General features: G+C 72.2%; 16 protein-coding genes and 1 pseudogene. 8 read left to right on the forward strand and 9 right to left on the reverse strand.

Annotation, left to right across the window (positions count from 1 at the left end; genetic code table 11):
* Positions 1–47: 47 nt before the first annotated feature.
* Positions 48–641 (forward strand): isochorismatase family protein, encoded by a 594-nt coding sequence (locus tag AF335_RS04455; protein WP_102916871.1) that lies wholly within the window; start codon positions 48–50, stop codon positions 639–641.
* A 34-nt stretch (positions 642–675) separates the two neighbouring features.
* Here AF335_RS04455 and AF335_RS04460 read toward each other — a convergent pair whose 3' ends face one another.
* Positions 676–1,017, reverse strand: coding sequence for a hypothetical protein (locus AF335_RS04460; protein WP_102916872.1), 342 nt, complete (start codon positions 1,015–1,017; stop codon positions 676–678).
* A 178-nt stretch (positions 1,018–1,195) separates the two neighbouring features.
* Positions 1,196–3,610 carry an immune inhibitor A domain-containing protein gene (locus AF335_RS04465; protein WP_102916873.1) on the reverse strand — a complete coding sequence of 805 codons (2,415 nt, stop codon included), beginning with the start codon at positions 3,608–3,610 and terminating at the stop codon, positions 1,196–1,198.
* A 318-nt stretch (positions 3,611–3,928) separates the two neighbouring features.
* Here AF335_RS04465 and AF335_RS04470 point away from each other — a divergent pair, with 318 nt between their 5' ends.
* Positions 3,929–4,201, forward strand: a complete 273-nt coding sequence (locus AF335_RS04470; protein WP_102916874.1) for a hypothetical protein — start codon at positions 3,929–3,931, stop codon at positions 4,199–4,201.
* Here the strand turns inward: AF335_RS04470 and AF335_RS04475 are convergent.
* The 3 genes and pseudogenes from AF335_RS04475 to AF335_RS35365 form a co-directional block, all read right to left on the reverse strand.
* The gene (locus AF335_RS04475; protein ID WP_102916875.1) at positions 4,187–4,918 is read right to left on the reverse strand and encodes an RDD family protein; all 732 of its coding nucleotides are present in this window, start codon (positions 4,916–4,918) and stop codon (positions 4,187–4,189) included. The two genes, AF335_RS04470 and AF335_RS04475, sit on opposite strands and share 15 nt — an antisense overlap.
* A 65-nt stretch (positions 4,919–4,983) precedes the next feature.
* On the reverse strand, positions 4,984–5,571 hold the full coding sequence (locus AF335_RS35360) for an RDD family protein (protein WP_244926904.1): 588 nt from the start codon (positions 5,569–5,571) through the stop codon (positions 4,984–4,986).
* A 799-nt stretch (positions 5,572–6,370) separates the two neighbouring features.
* A pseudogene (locus AF335_RS35365) lies at positions 6,371–6,466 on the reverse strand (DUF2510 domain-containing protein); the annotation flags it as partial.
* Positions 6,467–6,844: 378 nt separating this feature from the next.
* Here AF335_RS35365 and AF335_RS04485 point away from each other — a divergent pair.
* The gene (locus AF335_RS04485; protein ID WP_102916876.1) at positions 6,845–7,255 is read left to right on the forward strand and encodes an SsgA family sporulation/cell division regulator; all 411 of its coding nucleotides are present in this window, start codon (positions 6,845–6,847) and stop codon (positions 7,253–7,255) included.
* 90 nt (positions 7,256–7,345) lie between these two features.
* Here the strand turns inward: AF335_RS04485 and AF335_RS04490 are convergent, their stop codons facing one another.
* Complete coding sequence (locus AF335_RS04490) at positions 7,346–8,713, reverse strand: FAD-binding oxidoreductase (protein ID WP_102916877.1); 1,368 nt, start codon at positions 8,711–8,713, stop codon at positions 7,346–7,348.
* 217 nt (positions 8,714–8,930) lie between these two features.
* Entirely contained in the window at positions 8,931–10,073 is a 1,143-nt protein-coding gene (gene hppD, locus AF335_RS04495; protein WP_102916878.1) for a 4-hydroxyphenylpyruvate dioxygenase, read from the reverse strand.
* A gap of 121 nt (positions 10,074–10,194) precedes the next feature.
* Between hppD and AF335_RS04500 the strand changes: the two genes are divergently transcribed.
* Genes AF335_RS04500 through AF335_RS04520 form a run of 5 tightly spaced genes read left to right on the forward strand, consistent with a single transcriptional unit; the run spans position 10,195 to position 14,552 of the window.
* Complete coding sequence (locus AF335_RS04500) at positions 10,195–10,662, forward strand: Lrp/AsnC family transcriptional regulator (RefSeq protein WP_102916879.1); 468 nt, start codon at positions 10,195–10,197, stop codon at positions 10,660–10,662.
* A 54-nt stretch (positions 10,663–10,716) separates the two neighbouring features.
* On the forward strand, positions 10,717–11,364 hold the full coding sequence (locus AF335_RS04505; protein WP_102916880.1) for an ABC transporter permease: 648 nt from the start codon (positions 10,717–10,719) through the stop codon (positions 11,362–11,364).
* A gap of 10 nt (positions 11,365–11,374) precedes the next feature.
* Positions 11,375–12,673: a betaine/proline/choline family ABC transporter ATP-binding protein gene (locus AF335_RS04510; protein WP_184743065.1), complete on the forward strand. Its 1,299-nt coding sequence runs from the start codon at positions 11,375–11,377 to the stop codon at positions 12,671–12,673.
* On the forward strand, positions 12,670–13,572 hold the full coding sequence (locus tag AF335_RS04515; protein ID WP_102916881.1) for an ABC transporter permease: 903 nt from the start codon (positions 12,670–12,672) through the stop codon (positions 13,570–13,572). Before AF335_RS04510 ends, AF335_RS04515 begins: the two co-directional genes overlap by 4 nt.
* Positions 13,569–14,552 (forward strand): glycine betaine ABC transporter substrate-binding protein, encoded by a 984-nt coding sequence (locus tag AF335_RS04520; RefSeq protein ID WP_102916882.1) that lies wholly within the window; start codon positions 13,569–13,571, stop codon positions 14,550–14,552. Before AF335_RS04515 ends, AF335_RS04520 begins: the two co-directional genes overlap by 4 nt.
* 87 nt (positions 14,553–14,639) lie before the next feature.
* Here AF335_RS04520 and AF335_RS04525 read toward each other — a convergent pair whose 3' ends face one another.
* Together AF335_RS04525 and AF335_RS04530 are read right to left on the reverse strand one after the other, a co-directional pair.
* A complete protein-coding gene (locus tag AF335_RS04525) occupies positions 14,640–15,461 on the reverse strand; it encodes a S16 family serine protease (RefSeq protein ID WP_184743044.1) in 822 nt (273 codons plus the stop codon).
* A gap of 85 nt (positions 15,462–15,546) precedes the next feature.
* Positions 15,547–16,188, reverse strand: a complete 642-nt coding sequence (locus AF335_RS04530) for an IclR family transcriptional regulator (RefSeq protein WP_087927930.1) — start codon at positions 16,186–16,188, stop codon at positions 15,547–15,549.
* Positions 16,189–16,358: the final 170 nt, after the last annotated feature.

Consider the following 16,358-nt stretch of genomic DNA (forward strand, 5'->3'; position numbering starts at 1 on the left):
TTGATCCGCACTGTCGGCCGAGGGCCCTTCCCCTAAGGATCCGCACTATGCAGCGTGCACTGATCGTCGTCGACGTGCAGAACGACTTCTGCGAGGGCGGCAGCCTCGCGGTGGCCGGCGGCGCCGACGTCGCCGCGGCCATCACCGACCTGGTCGGCGAGGCGGCCGCGGGCTACCGCCATGTGGTCGCCACCCGCGACCACCACATAGCTCCCGGTGATCACTTCTCCGACCACCCGGACTTCGAGCACTCCTGGCCGGCGCACTGCGTGGCCGGCACGGAGGGCAGCGGCTTCCACCCCAACTTCGCACCGGTGATCGCCTCCGGGGCCATAGACGCCGTCTTCGACAAGGGCGCCTACACCGCGGCCTACAGCGGCTTCGAGGGCACCGACGAGAACGGCGTCTCCCTCGCGGACTGGCTGCGGGAGCGGGGCGTGACCGAGGTCGACGTGGTGGGCATCGCCACGGACCACTGCGTACGGGCCACGGCGCTGGACGCCCGCCGCGAGGGCTTCGCGACGCAGGTCCTGCTGGACCTCACGGCCGGGGTGGCCGCCGGGACCACGGAGCGGGCCCTGGAGGAGCTCCGGGACGCGGGCGTGGAGCTGAGCGGCAAGCCGGTCGTCCAGGGCGGCTGAGCGGCCCCTGGGCCCGCGCGCCCGCCGGGGCCCGTCAGCCCCCGGAGGCGCCGGATCCGGCCGGTTTCCGCAGCAGGCTCCGTATCGGGTGCCAGGACTCCGTGTCGTCTTCCGGGGCCGCGCGCCAGACCAGGCCGTCCGGGTGGTGCAGGACCGCCGTTATCTCGTCCGGAGTGGGCGGCTCGGTGTTGCCCCGCAGGTAGACCGCGCGCAGGCCGAGGTTGCGGAGCCGGGTGAGGGCCCGCTGCCGGTTCACGGCGTGCACCAGGACCCGGACCCGGGCGCCGGGCGCCCCGCTGCCGCCGGGCGGGCTGGGCAGCGACAGGGCGACGACCACACTGCCGCCCGGGAGCTTGGCGAATCCGCCTCCGGCCACCCGCGCCACCTCTTTCCCCATCTGCTTCCCCACGCCCTGACACCGGCCCGGGAGCGGCCCCCGGGCGGGAGTGTCAATAACGGCCCCCCGCCGGTCATCTAAACGCGATCGGCCGCCGCCCGCTAGAGGGCGACGGCCGATACGTCTCTGACCTGCGAGAATGCCGATTACTCGGGGTTTACTTGCCGGAGGGGCCCACCTGGACCGTCATCGTGGAGCCGCTCGGCGCCTCGGTGAGGATCTTGATCCGGGTGTTGGTGTCAGTAAGCTGCACACCGCCGGTCGGGTTCGCCTTGTCGTAGTACGAGCCCTTGCGGTCGTCGAAGACCGGGGTGCCCGGCTTGCCCTTGACGCGGGCGGCGACGCCGTCGCGGTGCACGGTGAAGCCGTCGGTCGGGAACCAGCTGAAGGTCGAGTCGTACGCCTGGAGACCGTTCTTCATCAGCGAGCCGTCGGCCCACTTCTCGGCCTTGGCGTGCGCGTCGACCGGCAGGATGCGGCCGACGCCCGGGTGCAGACCGACGTTGTTGTCGATCTGGGAGGTGTCCCACTTCCAGATCAACAGACCGTTCTGGTACGGGAAGTGCTCCACCCAGGACGGGCGGTCCTTGCGCCAGCCGAAGTTGTACGGGCCGACCTTGAGGGTCTTGTCGTACGACACGTACTGGCGGTTCTCGGCGATGTAGTACTGCGCGTACTCCTTGGTGAAGGACTCGCCGATGCGCGAGAAGCCCTTGGCCGTCCACCCGTTGTCGTCGCCCTCGGCGCCGTCCGTGAAGACCGGGGCGCCGTCGGCGGTGAGGGTGAGGGCGTCGGCGGTGAAGCCCTTGCCGGAGGTGCCGCCGTCCGTCAGGTAGCGGAAGCGCAGGTCGAACTTCTTGCCCGCGTAGGCGTCGAGCGGGTACGCGAGCTTCTTGTACGCGCCGGAGACCCCGGTCAGGGCCGGCTTGTCGGCGCCGTCACGCGGGATGGACTTGCCGTCGGCGGTGCCGTCGAGCGGGGTCCAGTTGTCGCCGCCGTCCGTGGACGCCTCGACGTAGAGGTAGTCGTAGTTGGCCTCGATGTCCCACCAGCCGGAGAGGTCCAGCTGCGCCTTGGACTTGCCGGTGAGGTCGACGGACCGGGTGAGGGTGTTCTTCAGGTCGTCGCCCTGACCGCCCCACCACTGCTTGACGCCCTCGACGGGCTTGACGACGTCGGTCCTGACCTCCTTCGCGGGCAGGTCGACGACGAGCGCCTGCTTGTCCTTGGTGTTGTACTCGGCCACGCCCAGCTTGTGCGTCGACTTCGTCGCCGCCTTCGCCTTGGCGTAGTTGAGCCAGCCCAGCTGGAGCTTGTCCCAGGCGCTCATGTCGCCGGGGAGGTCGCCGATGGAGTCCTTGCCGTTGCCCAGCCAGGAGCCGGAGGACATCAGCGACCAGTAGGCGACCGAGGACTCGCCCTTGCCGGTGGTGTCGTACTCGTCGGGCAGGCCGAGGTCGTGCGCGTACTCGTGGGCGAAGACGCCGAGGCCGCCGTTCTCCGGCTGCATGGTGTAGTCGCCGACCCAGATGCCGGTGTCGCCGATCTGGGTGCCGCCCGCCTTGTTGCCGGCGGGGCCGGTGCGGCCGGTGTCGGCGCCGTAGGCGTACCAGCGGTGGGCCCAGATGGCGTCGGTCTTCTGCGCGCCGCCGCCGGCGGACTCGTCCTCGCCGGCGTGCACGATCTGGAAGTGGTCGATGTAGCCGTCGGGCTCGTTGAAGTTGCCGTCGCCGTCGTAGTCGTTACGGTCCCACTGGTCGTACTTGGCGAGCTCCGCCTTGATCTCGGCGTCGGAGCGGCCGGCGGCCTTCTGGTCGGCGGCCCACTGGTTGACGCCGTCGCGCACCAGGTCCCAGGCGCTCGGGCAGTTGGTGGAGCCGCAGTAGTTCGAGCCGTAGCGGGCCTCGTTGTACGGGACCTTGACCCAGTCGGTGACCTGGCCGTCGACCGAGTAGCGGCCCGAGGACTGCTTCTCGTAGTACTTCGCGAGGGACTCCTTGTTCTTGTCCTTCGAGAAGTAAAGGTCCTGGAAGTGCTCGCGGTTGTAGTCCTTCTGCCAGGCCGTGCTGTTGTCCTTCGCACGGTCCGGCTGGGCTATCCGGTTGTGCGCGGGGCCGGGGGTGCCGCCGTACTTCTTGACGGGCGGCTTGGGCCCGTCGGGACCGTCCGGGTCGTACATCGTGGTGTCGTCGACCTTGTCGCCGAAGTCGACCAGGATGGTGAAGATGCGGTCGGTCTTCTCCCGGGCGAGCTCGACGTACTTGCCCTTGCCGAGCTGGACGACCTTCGAGCCGTCGCGCTGCTCGGTACGGGCGTCACCGGCCATCACCTTGTCGAGCGCGGCCTTCCGCTGCGCCTCGCGCTTCTTGGTGAACGGGCCCTTGAGGTCGTGCTCGACGCCGCGCGCGGTCTGCTCCGGGTCGCTGCGGACGACGCTCGCGGGGTGGTCGGTCCCGCCGTCGCCCGTAGCACCGGCCGCCTGAGCGAATCCGGCCGAAAGGGTCGTAGCGCCCAGCACGACGGCCGTGGCCACGGCCGCGGATCTGGCGACCCTCCGTTGGCTGCTTTTCACTTGTGTCTGTCCTCCCCAGTAACAACTGTGGAGGTATTTGATCGGAGAGCCCCCGGAAAAGACAGACCTTGACTGAAGACGCTAGAGCAAGTACGTTATCCAACTTTTAAGTTGCGGATTTCGGACATCAACCGGCGCGTTGATCTCACCAGTTGGACAACGCGATGCCGCCGTGCGCCCCCCGTGCTCCGGTACCGTGGGTTAGGTCACGCTTACCGGGAGTTCCACTCGGGCAGACAGGACCGTAGAGTCGTTTTGCTGTACGTACCAGCCGACTCCGTTACCCCCCTGTTCATAGCCCCGAGGACGGATCCCGCCATGCCGCGTCCGACTCCCGCACAGATAACCTATGGATCGGCCACCGTCGTCTTCTCCGCCCTCGCCATGCTGCTGTTCGCGCAGCCCGGCGCCGGGTTCGGGACGGCCCTCATCGCCCTTGCCTCGCTCGCGCTCGGACTCCTCGTCGCCCTCACGGCGCCGGCGTCACGCACGACCGGCCGTGCCCCCCGGGGGAACACGGCCGGAGCGCGTGAGCAGCGTGCGCCGCTGTCCGCGGAGTCCAGGGTGGGAGAACACTCACTGCACCGTTGACACCACCACGGTCTTGGCGGCCTTGTCGTGGATGCACTGGTGATACGGGTCGTCCCAGGTGCACCACAGGACATTGATCAGCCAGAAGACGAAGCCACAGCACGGGACGACCTCGGGCAAGGAGTAGACGGCGGCGCGCGTCCAGCCCGGCCGCCCCTCGGGCACCGCCCCGTTGTCGAGCATCGCCACCCGGATCTGCATGGCCATCTTGCCGACCGTCTGCCCGCGCGTGGTCAGCATCAGTCCCTCGTAGAGGAAATAGACGACCGCGATGATGATGGACAGCCCGGTGGACTTGCCGCTGTCGTCCCAGGGGTCCCAGCCCCGGCTCGCGAGCGAGAAGACGACGGTCACCGGGATGCTGACGAGCAGGCCGTCGATGATCCGCGCGACCAGCCGCTTCCAGCGGCTGGCCAGCGGCGGCATGCCCGCGAGCGGGTCGGCGGCGCCGGAGCCGTCGCCGTAGGGGTTGCCCGGGCCACCACCCGGGCCGCCGCCCGGGCCGCCCGGATAGACCCCGGGGCCGCCACCGGGGCCGCCCGGATAGCCGCCGGCACCACCGCCGGGGGCGCCCGCACCACCGGACCCGCCGGGGTACGGGGCGCCCGCGCCCGGCCCGCTCCCGGCCGAGGCGCCCCCGTCGGCGCCCCCGTACGGCGGCGGCTCGGAGGGCCGCTTCTGGAACGGGTCGTCGTCGCGCGGCTGGTCGGTGCTCATGGCCCGAGTAGAACCCAGGCTTCCGGTGACCGCATCCGGCCGTATGCCGTTCGAGTCGCCCGCGCTCAGCCGCTCTTCGCGGCGACGAACGTACGGGCCGCCTTGTCGTGCCAGCACTGCCGCCAGGGCCGGTCGAACAGGCACCACAGGACGCCCAGCACCCCGGCGCCCAGGACGCCCAGCACCCCGTACACCAGCCAGCGGCGGAGCGCCGACCCGAAGGCAGGGGTGTCATGCGACTCGATGTCGAGGACGCGCACGCCGCACAGCTTCTTGCCCAGGGTGCGCCCCCACCTGGCGGTGGGCAGGGCCTCCAGGACCACACCGGCGACGAGGAGCACGGCCAGCACGATGCCGAGGTAGGTGCCGGTGGTGCCGTCGAGCAGCCAGACGGTGACGGTCCGGCCGGACTGCTTGGCCTGCTCGACCTTGGTGTCGATGTGGTCGGCGGCCTTGGCCCACAGGGGCACGGCCGCGGCGGAGACGACGGCGCCCAGGACGGCGGAGTCGACGAGGCGGGCGGCGAGGCGCCGGCCGAGCCCGGCGGGCCGGCCCTGCTCCTGCGCGGCACGCAGGAAGGGATCGTCCTTCGGCGGCTTCCACGGGGCGGCGCCGTCGGCCCCCTGGGGCCGCTGGCGGGCGAGCTGCTGCACCTGCTGGGCCCAGCCGCCCGCCGGTCCGCCGGAGGCCGGGGAGCCGCCGGACGCGGGGCGCCCGGCGGCGGAACGGTCCGCGGCGGGTGTCGCGGGGGCGGGCAGGGCCTGTCGCTCGGGGGCGGCGGGCAGCGGGGCGGGCCGCTCTCCCGGGCCCCCGCGTCAGGCCATGCCCGGGGTTGCGCGCGGCGGTCGCGACCTGCGGGGGCTGTGCGGTCGTGCGCAGCTGGATGGTGCCCCGGCCGGAGGTGGCGGGGCCGCGCGGGCGGAGGGCGCGGAGGGGACGACGGGCCGCTCCGGACGGATCGTCAGGGTGCCGTCGGCCCGGGCCGGTCGCGGATCCTCGGGGGCCGCGCCGTCCGGGGCGGCGCCGGCGCGGTGCCGTCCTGGCGGGGTCGCGGGCGGCCGGGACGGCGGGCTCGGCCCAGCCGCCCGGCGGTCGGGCCCACCGCCGAACCCGGCGCGCGGATCCGCCGCTTCCGCGCGGGCGTCGCGCAGTGCGGGCTCCTCGTCCAGGAACATGGGCCCGGTCTCCTCCACCGACTCCGCGGGCCGCCGGGCCGGGGGCGTGGCCGCCGGAGCCGCGCCCGGGCGCCGGACGGGTCCTCGGCGCGGGAACCGGGGAGGGAACCGGGGAGGGAACCGGGGAGGGAAGGCGCGGCGGAGGGCGCGGAGCGCCGGGGCGTGGGCGGTACGGGCGCGGCGAGCGCGGGGGCGGCCGGGCGGCTCCGGGCGGCGGCGCGGGCATCGGCTCGCCCTCGGCGGGTGCGGGCCGGCTCGTACCGGGCACCCAGGCGGTGCCGCTCCAGTACCGGATATAGCCAGGAATGGACGGATCCGGGTAGAAACCTTCGACGGGGCTGCTGTCGGCGGATCCTGAGTGAGGAGCGCTCATCGTGTCCGGTGTCCCGTATCTGCTCGGCCGTACTGGGTGTCATGTCGGAGCGGGCGGCTGGCACTGAGCAGTCTGCCGCACGCGCGCGTGCATCCTGTGCGCGGCTCCGGTCCTCCGTGACCTCAATGCACAAAAGGCAACCCGGGGCGCTGTAGACAGGTCTACCAGACGGCTCTCCACTCTGCGGCCGTCCCGCGGGCGGGACCACTCACACGTGCGACCGGTGGTACGGCGTCAGCGCGCCGTACCCGCCGCTGAAAAGTTCGGATCGTCCGGGCGAAGTCGCGTAATGCTGTGGGGGTCGGTGCGCTCCCTCCGGTGCGGGCCCGTTTCGCGAGGTGCCACGCAGTGAGAGAAGCAGAGCAGAGAGGGCGCATCATGCACACCGTGGTGGAACGAGAGCTGGAGCTCAACCTGGTGCTGTCGCCGGACCGCAGCATCCCCGTCCCGGCCCGGCTCAGCTACCGGTCGGCCGATCCGTACGCCGTCCACATCTCCTTCCACGTCACCTCGGACTCGCCGGTGAACTGGACGTTCGCCCGTGAGCTGCTGGTGGAGGGGGTGTTCCGGCCGTCCGGGCACGGCGACGTGCGGGTATGGCCGACGCACACGGACGGGCGGAGCCTGGTGTGCATGGCGCTGTCCTCGCCGGACGGGGAGGCGCTGCTGGAGGCGCCCGCGTCACCGGTGGCGGCGTGGCTGGAGCGGACGCTGCGGGCGGTGGCGCCGGGGTCGGAGCCGGAGCGGCTGGCACTGGACGAGGCGCTGCGCGAGCTGTTGGGGGCGTGACGGCGGCCGGGCCGGCGGGGCCGGAGGGGGTGGCAGCGGGCCGGCGCCCTGTGGTACGGGCGGCCGGGGCGGGCCCCAAGTCCCGGTCGTTCAGAAGAGCTTGCCGGGGTTGAGGAGGCCCAGCGGGTCGAAGACCTGCTTGAGGGAGCGCTGGAGCTCCAGCGCGACCGGGCCCAACTCGCGGGCCAGCCAGTCCTTCTTGAGCACGCCGACACCGTGTTCGCCGGTGATGGTGCCGCCCAGTTCGAGGCCGAGGGCCATGATCTCGTCGAAGGACTCGCGGGCGCGGCGGGACTCGTCGGCGTCGGCGGGGTCGAAGCAGACGACGGGGTGGGTGTTGCCGTCGCCGGCGTGGGCGCAGACGCCGATGAGGAGTCCGTGCTTGGCGGCGATCGCGGCGGTGCCGTCGAGCATGGCGGCGAGGGCGGAGCGGGGTACGCAGACGTCGTCGATCATCGTGGCGGAGCGCAGGGCCTCCAGGGCGGGGAGGGTCATCCGGCGGGCCTGGAGGAGGAGGTCGGACTCGGCGGCGGAGTCGGCGGGCACGACCTCGGTGGCGCCCGCGGCGGTGCAGAGCTCCGCGACGGCGGCGAGGTCGGCGGCGGGGTCCGGGGTGTCGAAGGCGGCGAGGAGGAGGGCGGCGGTGCTCTCCGGGAGGCCCATGTTCCCCAGGGCGTTGACGGCCTGGACGGAGGTGCGGTCCATCAGCTCCAGCAGGGAGGGGGCGTGGCCGCGGGCCATGATCTCGCAGACGGCCTCGCAGGCGGCGGCGACGGAGGGGAACTCGGCGGCCAGGGCGAGCTGTTCGGGCGGTGCGGGCTTGAGGGCGAGGACGGCCCGGACGACGACGCCGAGGCTGCCCTCGGAGCCGACGAAGAGGCGGGTGAGGTCGTAGCCGGCGACGCCCTTGGCGGTGCGGCGGCCGGTGGTGAGCAGCCGTCCGTCGGCGAGGACGACGTCGAGGCCGAGGACGTATTCGGCGGTGACGCCGTACTTCACGCAGCACAGCCCGCCGGAGGCGGTGCCGATGTTGCCGCCGATGGTGCACTGTTCCCAACTGGAGGGATCGGGCGGATAGTAGAGACCCTGTGCGGCGACGGCCCTGGAGAGCACGGCGTTGACGACGCCCGGCTCGACCACGGCGATCCGGTCGACGGGATTGATCTCGATGATGCGGTCCATCTTGACGAGCGAGAGCAGGACGCAGCCGTCGGTGGCGTTGGCCGCGCCGGACAGCCCGGTGCGGGCTCCTTGCGGGACGACGGGGACGCGCAGGGCGGTGGCGGTGCGCATGACGTGCTGCACGTGTTCCACGGTGCGCGGGAGGACGACGGCGGCGGCGGTGCCCGCGTCGCAGAAGCTCGCCATGTCCTTGGCGTACACCCGTATGACGTCGGGGTCGGTGAGCACGGCCTCGGCGGGGAGGCCGGCGCGGAGGAGCTTGATCAGATCGCCCATGGGGGGTTTCTTCCCCGGCCCGGCCCGTCCCGTAACCGGAGCCGGGCCCTCGGTCCTCGGACGCCGGACGGGCCACAGGGGCCGGAGGGGCCGGGGCGCGCCCGGTCCTTCCGGAAAAGGGCGGCCCCGGCGAAATCCAGCCCGTCCGGCGCTTGAGGACATCAGTAAGGCCCGCCCCCGCTCGGGGGCACCTCTCCCGCCGGGCCCCGTGAACCGGCTAGAGGTTCCCCCGCTTCTCCTGCTCGCGCTCGATCGCCTCGAACAGGGCCTTGAAGTTGCCCTTGCCGAAGCCCATGGAGCCATGGCGCTCGATCATCTCGAAGAAGACCGTCGGCCGGTCCTGCACCGGCTTGGTGAAGATCTGGAGCAGGTAGCCGTCCTCGTCCCGGTCGACGAGGATCTTCAGCTCGCGGAGGGTCTCGACGGGGACGCGGGTCTCGCCGGCCCAGTCGCCGAGGGTGTCGTAGTACGAGTCGGGGGTGTCCAGGAACTGCACGCCGGCGTCGCGCATGGCCCGGACGGTGGCGACGATGTCGTTGGTGGCGAGGGCTATGTGCTGGACGCCGGGGCCGTTGTAGAACTCCAGGTACTCGTCGATCTGGGACTTCTTCTTGGCGATGGCCGGCTCGTTGAGCGGGAACTTCACCTTGCGGGTGCCGTCCGCGACGACCTTCGACATGAGCGCGGAGTACTCGGTGGCGATGTCGTCGCCGACGAACTCCTTCATGTTGGTGAAGCCCATGACGTTGTTGTAGAAGCTCACCCACTCGTCCATCTTGCCGAGCTCGACGTTGCCCACGCAGTGGTCGATGGCCTGGAAGCGGCGCTCGCCGGGCGTGACGACGGGCTCGGCGGCCTCGTAGCCGGGGAGGTAGGGGCCGGTGTAGCCGGTGCGCTCGACCAGGGTGTGGACGGTCTGACCGTAGGTGGCGATGGTGGCGAGCACCACGGTGCCGTGCTCGTCGGTGAGCTCGTGGGGCTCCGTCACGCCCGTGGCGCCGTGCTCGACGGCGTAGGCGTAGGCGGCGCGGGCGTCCGGCACCTCGATGGCCAGGTCGACGACGCCGTCGCCGTGCTCGGCGACGTGCTCGGCGAGGAAGCGGCCGCGGTCGGTGGCCGCCTTGATGACGGAGGTGAAGACAAAGCGGGCGCCGCCCGACTCCAGGACGTAACTCGCCGTCTCCCGGCTGCCGTTCTCCGGCCCGGAGTAGGCGACGCGCTTCATCCCGAACGCGACGGAGTAGTAGTGCGCGGCCTGCTTGGCGTTGCCGACGGCGAAGACCACCGCGTCCATCCCCTTGACCGGGAAGGGGTCGGCCTGCCGAGCGGTGTGAAGGGTGTGATCCGTGGTCTGAGTCATGGCCGCAGCGTCCCGCCGATCCACAAGGTGCGCAATAGTTCGCGAATTCTCTGGGCATACTGCATAGCGTTCGCACGGTAACCCAGGACGTTCTGTACATGATGACTATCCGGAGGCGGGCATGGCGATCGATCGTTTGGACGGCCGGCTGATCGAGCTGCTCGCGGAGGAGCCGCGTATCGGGGTGCTGGAGGCGTCCCGCCGGCTGGGCGTGGCGCGCGGCACCGTGCAGGCGCGGCTGGACCGTTTGCAGACGCAGGGGGTGATCCGCGGCTTCGGGCCGGAGGTGGACCCGGCGGCGCTGGGCTATCCGGTGACCGCGTTCGCCACGCTGGAGATCAAGCAGGGGCAGGGCGCGGACGTGCGGACGCACCTGGCGACCGTGCCGGAGGTGCTGGAGCTGCACACCACCACCGGGCACGGCGACATGCTCTGCCGGCTGGTCGCCCGCTCGAACGCCGACCTCCAGCGTGTGATCGACCGGGTTGTGGGTTTTGATGGCATCGTGCGGGCCTCCACGGCGATCGTGATGGAGAACGCGGTGCCGCTGAGGATCATCCCGCTGGTGAAGCAGGCGTCGGAGGACTGACCCAGGAAACCTGCGGCCGGGAGCCGGAGGACCGACAGCGGCGAGGAGTGCCGGGTGACCTTCTGGGAGTACGTCGGCAGCCGGCACGAACAGTTGCTGGCGGACACGTACCAGCACGCCGGCGCGGTGTTCCAGTGCATGGTCGTGGCCACGCTGATCGGGGTGGCGATCGGGGTGCTCACGTACCGCAGCGAGTGGGCGGGCAATCTCGCGGTCACCGCGACCGCGACGGTCCTCACCGTCCCGTCCCTGGCCCTGATCGGCCTGCTGATCCCGGTCACCGGCCTGGGCGTGGCCCCGACGGTCACGGCGCTGGTGCTCTACGGGCTGCTGCCGGTCGTCCGGAACGCGATCGTGGGGCTGCGCGGGGTGGACCCCTCGCTGGTCGACGCCGCGACGGGCATCGGCATGTCGCGCGTCGCCCGGCTGTTCCGGGTGGAGCTGCCGCTCGCCTGGCCGCCGATCCTCACCGGGATCCGGGTGGCGACCCAGATGCTGATGGGCATCGCGGCCATCGCGGCGTACGCCTCCGGGCCGGGGCTCGGCAACGAGATCTTCCGCGGCATCTCGTCCCTGGGCAGCGCCAACGCGCTCAACCAGGTGCTGGCCGGGACGCTCGGCATCATCGTGCTCGCCCTGCTCTTCGACGCCGCGTACGTCCTGATCGGCCGGCTGACCATCCCGAGGGGGATCCGTGCCTGAGCCCGAGCCCGTGTCCGAGCCCGTGTCCGGGGGCACGCCCGGGGCCGCGCCCGCCGCGGGAAACCCCTCCGGTGCCACGATCGAGCTGGAGAACCTCACCAAGCGCTACCCCGGCAACCCCGCGCCCGCCGTCGACTGCGTCAATATGGAGATCAAGGCGGGCGAGCTGGTGGTCTTCGTGGGCCCGTCCGGCTGCGGCAAGACCACCACCATGAAGATGATCAACAGGCTGATCGAGCCGACGTCGGGCCGGATCCGGATCGACGACGAGGACGTCACCGACATGGACCCGGTGAAGCTGCGCCGCAAGATCGGCTACGCCATCCAGTCCTCGGGGCTCTTCCCCCATATGACCGTCGCGCAGAACATCGCGCTCGTGCCGAGGATGACCGGCTGGTCCAAGGGCCGGACCGACGCCCGGGTGGAGGAGATGCTCGACCTGGTGGGGCTGGACCCGGGCGAGTTCCGGGGCCGCTATCCGCGGCAGCTGTCCGGCGGGCAGCAGCAGCGCGTCGGGGTCGCCCGCGCGCTCGCCGCCGATCCGCCCGTCCTCCTGATGGACGAGCCCTTCGGCGCGGTCGACCCGATCACCCGCGACCACCTCCAGGACGAGCTGATCCGGCTCCAGCACGAGCTGCACAAGACGATCGTCTTCGTCACCCACGACTTCGACGAGGCCATCAAGCTCGGCGACCGGATCGCGGTGCTCCGGGAGCGCTCGCACATCGCCCAGTTCGACACCCCCGAGGCGATCCTCACCAACCCGGCCGACGACTTCGTCTCCGGCTTCGTCGGCGCGGGCGCGGCCCTCAAACGGCTCAACCTCACCCGGGTACGGGACGTGGAGATCGTGGACGTGCCCACGGCCGCCGTCGACGACCCTCTCCAGTCCATCTTCGACAAGCTCCGCGCGGGCACCACCAACGAGGTGCTGCTCCTGGACCGCCACCGCCGCCCGTACAAATGGCTGCGCCGGGGCGACCTGATGCGCGCCCGGGGCTCGCTGGCCCGGGCGGGGACCCTCGTGCACGACACGGTCACCCGGGACGCGACGCTGCGCGACGCCCTGGAGGCGGTGCTCACGGACAACGCCGGGCGGGTCCCGGTGACCGGGCGGCGCGGCGAGTACGAGGGCGTCGTCGACATGGAGACGCTGATGAACTCGGTGCACGAGCTGCTGGAGGAGGACCGGCTCGACGCGGTCGAGCACCAGCACCGGCTGGAGGAGCAGCGCGCCCAGCAGACCCGGCAGGAGCAGGAGGGCGCGCCGCCCGACCCGCCGCCGGACGGGCCGGAGGGCCTCCGGTGACACGGCACGGGGACGGGCGGCGGCCGGCCGGGGAGCACGAGGTGCGGGGCATCGCCTTCAGCGACCCCGGCGAGGCCGTGGAGCCGGAGCCGCCCGAGGAACCGGGGCCGCCCGCCGGGGAGCCCGCCGGCCCCCGGCGGATCACCTGGCAGCGGCTCGTCGTCCTGCCGGCCGTCGTGGCCGCCGTCCTGCTGGCGACCTGGCTGTGGTTCCGGGGCGCCGAGCTCGACTCCATCGCCGAGAACTCCCTCGCGGGCGGCAACGTCTGGCTGCGGCTGCGCCAGCACATCTCGCTGACGGTCGTGTCGACCTTCTTCGTCCTGATCATCGCGATCCCGCTGGGCGTGCTGCTCACCCGCCGCCGGCTGCGGCCCGCGGCGCCCCTGGTGATGGCCCTCGCCAACATCGGCCAGGCCACCCCCGCGATCGGCCTGCTGGCGCTGCTGGTGATCTGGCTGGGCATCGGCACCCGGGCCGCGCTGATCGGCATCGTCGTCTACGCGGTGCTGCCCGTCCTCGCCAACACCGTCGCGGGGCTGCGGGCCATCGACCCGACGCTGGTGGAGGCCGCGCGCGGGATCGGCATGTCGGCCGCCGGGGTGCTGCGCAAGGTCGAACTGCCACTGGCCGTACCGCTGATCCTCGCCGGGGTGCGCACCGCGCTCGTCCTCAACGTGGGCACGGCGACGCTCGCCTACTTCGGCGGGGGCGGCGGGCTCGGCGACCTGATCGCCTCGGGCATCACCAACCAGCGGATGCCGGTGCTGGTGCTGGGGTCGGTGCTGACCGTGGCGCTGGCGCTGCTGGTCGACTGGCTGGCGTCGCTGGCGGAGGTGTTGCTGCGCCCGCGCGGGCTGGATCCGGCCGGCCCCGGCGGGGCGAGGGATGGCGGGGCATGAGATGGCGCACGGCCGCCGCGGCGGCGTTCGCGGGCCTGCTGCTCTCCCCCGTCGCCCTCGCGGGATGCGGGCTGACCAGCGGTTCCCCGATGGTCGACGACGTCCGGCCGGGCTCCGTCGGGCAGGGGCTGCCGCTCAAGGGCGCCGGCCTGACCGTCACCTCCAAGAACTTCAGCGAGAACATCGTGCTGGGCCAGATCATGGGCCTGGCCTTCGAGGCGGCCGGTGCGGACGTCCTCGACCGGACCAACATCCAGGGGTCGATCGGCGCCCGGGAGGCGATCCGGTCGGGCGGCGCGGACGCCATGTACGAGTACACCGGCACCGCCTGGATCACCTATCTGGGCAACGACAAGCCGATCGCGGACCCCCGCGCGCAGTGGCGGGCCGTGGCCGACGCGGACGTCCGCAACGGCATCGTCTGGCTGCCGCCCTCCTCGCTCGACAACACCTACGCGCTGGCGCTGAACCGGGCGAACGAGAAGAAGTACGGCACCCGGACGCTCTCGGACGTCGCCCGGCTGTCCCGGAGCGACCCCGGGGCGGTGACGCTGTGCGTGGAGAGCGAGTTCGCGGCCCGCGACGACGGGCTGCCGGGCATGGCGAAGGCGTACGGCATGCGGGTGCCGGCGTCGAGCGTGCGGAAGATGGACGGCGGGATCGTCTACACCCAGGTCTCCGGGGGCTCCTCGTGCACCTTCGGCGAGGTCTTCACCACGGACGGCCGGATCAGGGCGATGAACCTCGTCGTGATGCGGGACGACAAGCACTTCTTCCCCAACTACAACGCCGCTCCCGAGATCAACGCCAAGGCGATGCGGAAGTACCCGGCGATCAAGGACGTGCTGGACCCGATCACGGCGAAGCTGACCAACGACGTGGCCCAGGAGCTCAACGCGAAGGTGGACGTGGACGGCGAGGACCCGCACCGGGTGGCCAAGGACTGGCTGGTGCGGGAGGGGTTCATCCGCGAGGGCTGAGCGGGCAGCGCCCCGAAGGGGCGCGGGGAACCGCGCGACCGGCCACGACGCACCCGCGGACGGCGCACCGGACTTTGAGCGGAGTGCTCAGCAGGCCGGGACCTCGTCCTCCCGCCCCGACGCCAGGGCCCGCAGGGACGTCACCGCGTCGCCCAGCTTCTCGACGGGGACCAGACGCAGCCCCTTGGGGAGGTTGGCCCGCGCGTCCGAGCACTCCCCCTTCGGCACCAGGAAAACGGTGGCGCCGTCGCGCCGGGCGGCCTGGGTCTTCAGCGGTACGCCGCCGACCGCGCCCACGGTGCCGTCCGGCTCGATCGTGCCCGTACCGGCGATCGTCCGGCCGCCGGTGAGGTCGCCGCCGCGGCCGTCGCCGTCGATCCTGTCGATGATCCCGAGGGTGAAGAGCAGTCCGGCGCTGGGGCCGCCGATGTCGGCGAGGCTGAGCCCGATCTTCACGTCCTTCGGCGACTTCCGCAGATAGCGCAGGGCGGCCTGCGAGGCGGCGGCCTGCGACTCCTTCATCTCGGCGGCGTTGTGCTCCGAGACCTCCTGGTCGGAGTCGCCGACGGGGTAGACGGAGTCGCGCGGCATCACGGCGCGGTCGGTGCGGAACCAGTTGCTCACGACGTCGGTCAGGCTGACGTCCACATGCGGCCCGGTCGCCACGATCGTGGTCATGCGCAGCTCGCCCTTGGTGGCGCGGGTGCCCGTGCCCTCGACGGTGATCACCGGCTTGCCCTTGTCCGTCCCCAGGACGTTCACGGTCGAGCCCGGCTGCGCGAGCGAGAACGGCAGGGGTACGAGCGCGGCCACCGCGAACAGGGCGACGACGGGCGCGGCGCAGACCGCGAGGGTCCGGGCGCGTCCCGGCGTGCGGGAGAGCAGGGCGGTCAGAGTCGGAGCTGGCATGCAAGCGAATCTAGTTCACTCCCGCCCCTGCCGTGACAGGCAACCCTCGTGGTGCGGGCCGGGACGCGGCCCGGCCCGCCGGCGGTCACCGCAGCGCGTCGGCCACCTCCTTGGCCGCCTCCATCACCCGGGGGCCCACGCGGTCCGGGATGGAGTCGCAGAGCATGACGACGCCCACGCTGCCCTCGATGCCCAGGACGCCGAGCAGGGGCGCCGCCGCACCGCTGGCACCGGCCTCCAGTTCGCCGTGGGTGAGGGCGTACCCGGGGTTGTCGGTCTCGCCCCGGCGGGCCGCGAGTATGGCCCGGCCGGCCGCCCCCCGGTCCAGCGGATGGCGGAACCCGGCCCGGTAGGCCACGTGGTAGTCCGTCCACGTCGGCTCGACGACGGCCACCGCGAGCGCCTCGGTGCCGTCGACGAGCGTGAGGTGGGCGGTGGCCCCGATGTCCTCGGCCAGGGACCGCAGTGCGGGCAGGGCGGCCTCCCGGACCAGCGGGTGCACCTGGCGGCCGAGCCGCAGCACCCCCAGGCCGACCCTGGCCCGGCCGCCGATGTCACGGCGGACGAGCGCGTGCTGCTCCAGTGTGGCGAGCAGCCGGTAGACCACCGTCCGGTTGACCCCGAGCTTGGTGGAAAGCTCGGTGACGGTCAGCCCGTGATCGGTGTCGGCGAGCAGTTTGAGGACACGCAGTCCCCGGTCGAGCGTCTGTGAGGTCTCCGCGGTCACGGCGCCCCTCCTCCGATGAGTGGCGGCCCTTCGTCGCGGTGGGGTGCGCCCCCGGTCCCGTTCCGGCAGCGCGCGAGGAGAGGCCGCCGGCCGCTTTTCGCTTGGCACCGGCTGCGCTCCGCGGCGGCGCTGCCACGGGGCGTGTGCGTGACCGGCACCGTAGCGCCGCC

Source organism: Streptomyces eurocidicus (assembly GCF_002891295.1).
Classification (GTDB): domain Bacteria; phylum Actinomycetota; class Actinomycetes; order Streptomycetales; family Streptomycetaceae; genus Streptomyces; species Streptomyces eurocidicus.

Coding starts and splice junctions, on each gene's coding strand:
- hppD (WP_102916878.1), bottom strand. CDS start 10,073: ATGACTCAGACCACGGATCACACCCTTCACACCGCTCGGCAGGCCGAC.
- AF335_RS04485 (WP_102916876.1), top strand. CDS start 6,845: ATGCACACCGTGGTGGAACGAGAGCTGGAGCTCAACCTGGTGCTGTCG.
- AF335_RS04455 (WP_102916871.1), top strand. CDS start 48: ATGCAGCGTGCACTGATCGTCGTCGACGTGCAGAACGACTTCTGCGAG.
- AF335_RS04490 (WP_102916877.1), bottom strand. CDS start 8,713: ATGGGCGATCTGATCAAGCTCCTCCGCGCCGGCCTCCCCGCCGAGGCC.
- AF335_RS04500 (WP_102916879.1), top strand. CDS start 10,195: ATGGCGATCGATCGTTTGGACGGCCGGCTGATCGAGCTGCTCGCGGAG.
- AF335_RS04470 (WP_102916874.1), top strand. CDS start 3,929: ATGCCGCGTCCGACTCCCGCACAGATAACCTATGGATCGGCCACCGTC.
- AF335_RS04475 (WP_102916875.1), bottom strand. CDS start 4,918: ATGAGCACCGACCAGCCGCGCGACGACGACCCGTTCCAGAAGCGGCCC.
- AF335_RS04525 (WP_184743044.1), bottom strand. CDS start 15,461: ATGCCAGCTCCGACTCTGACCGCCCTGCTCTCCCGCACGCCGGGACGC.
- AF335_RS04520 (WP_102916882.1), top strand. CDS start 13,569: ATGAGATGGCGCACGGCCGCCGCGGCGGCGTTCGCGGGCCTGCTGCTC.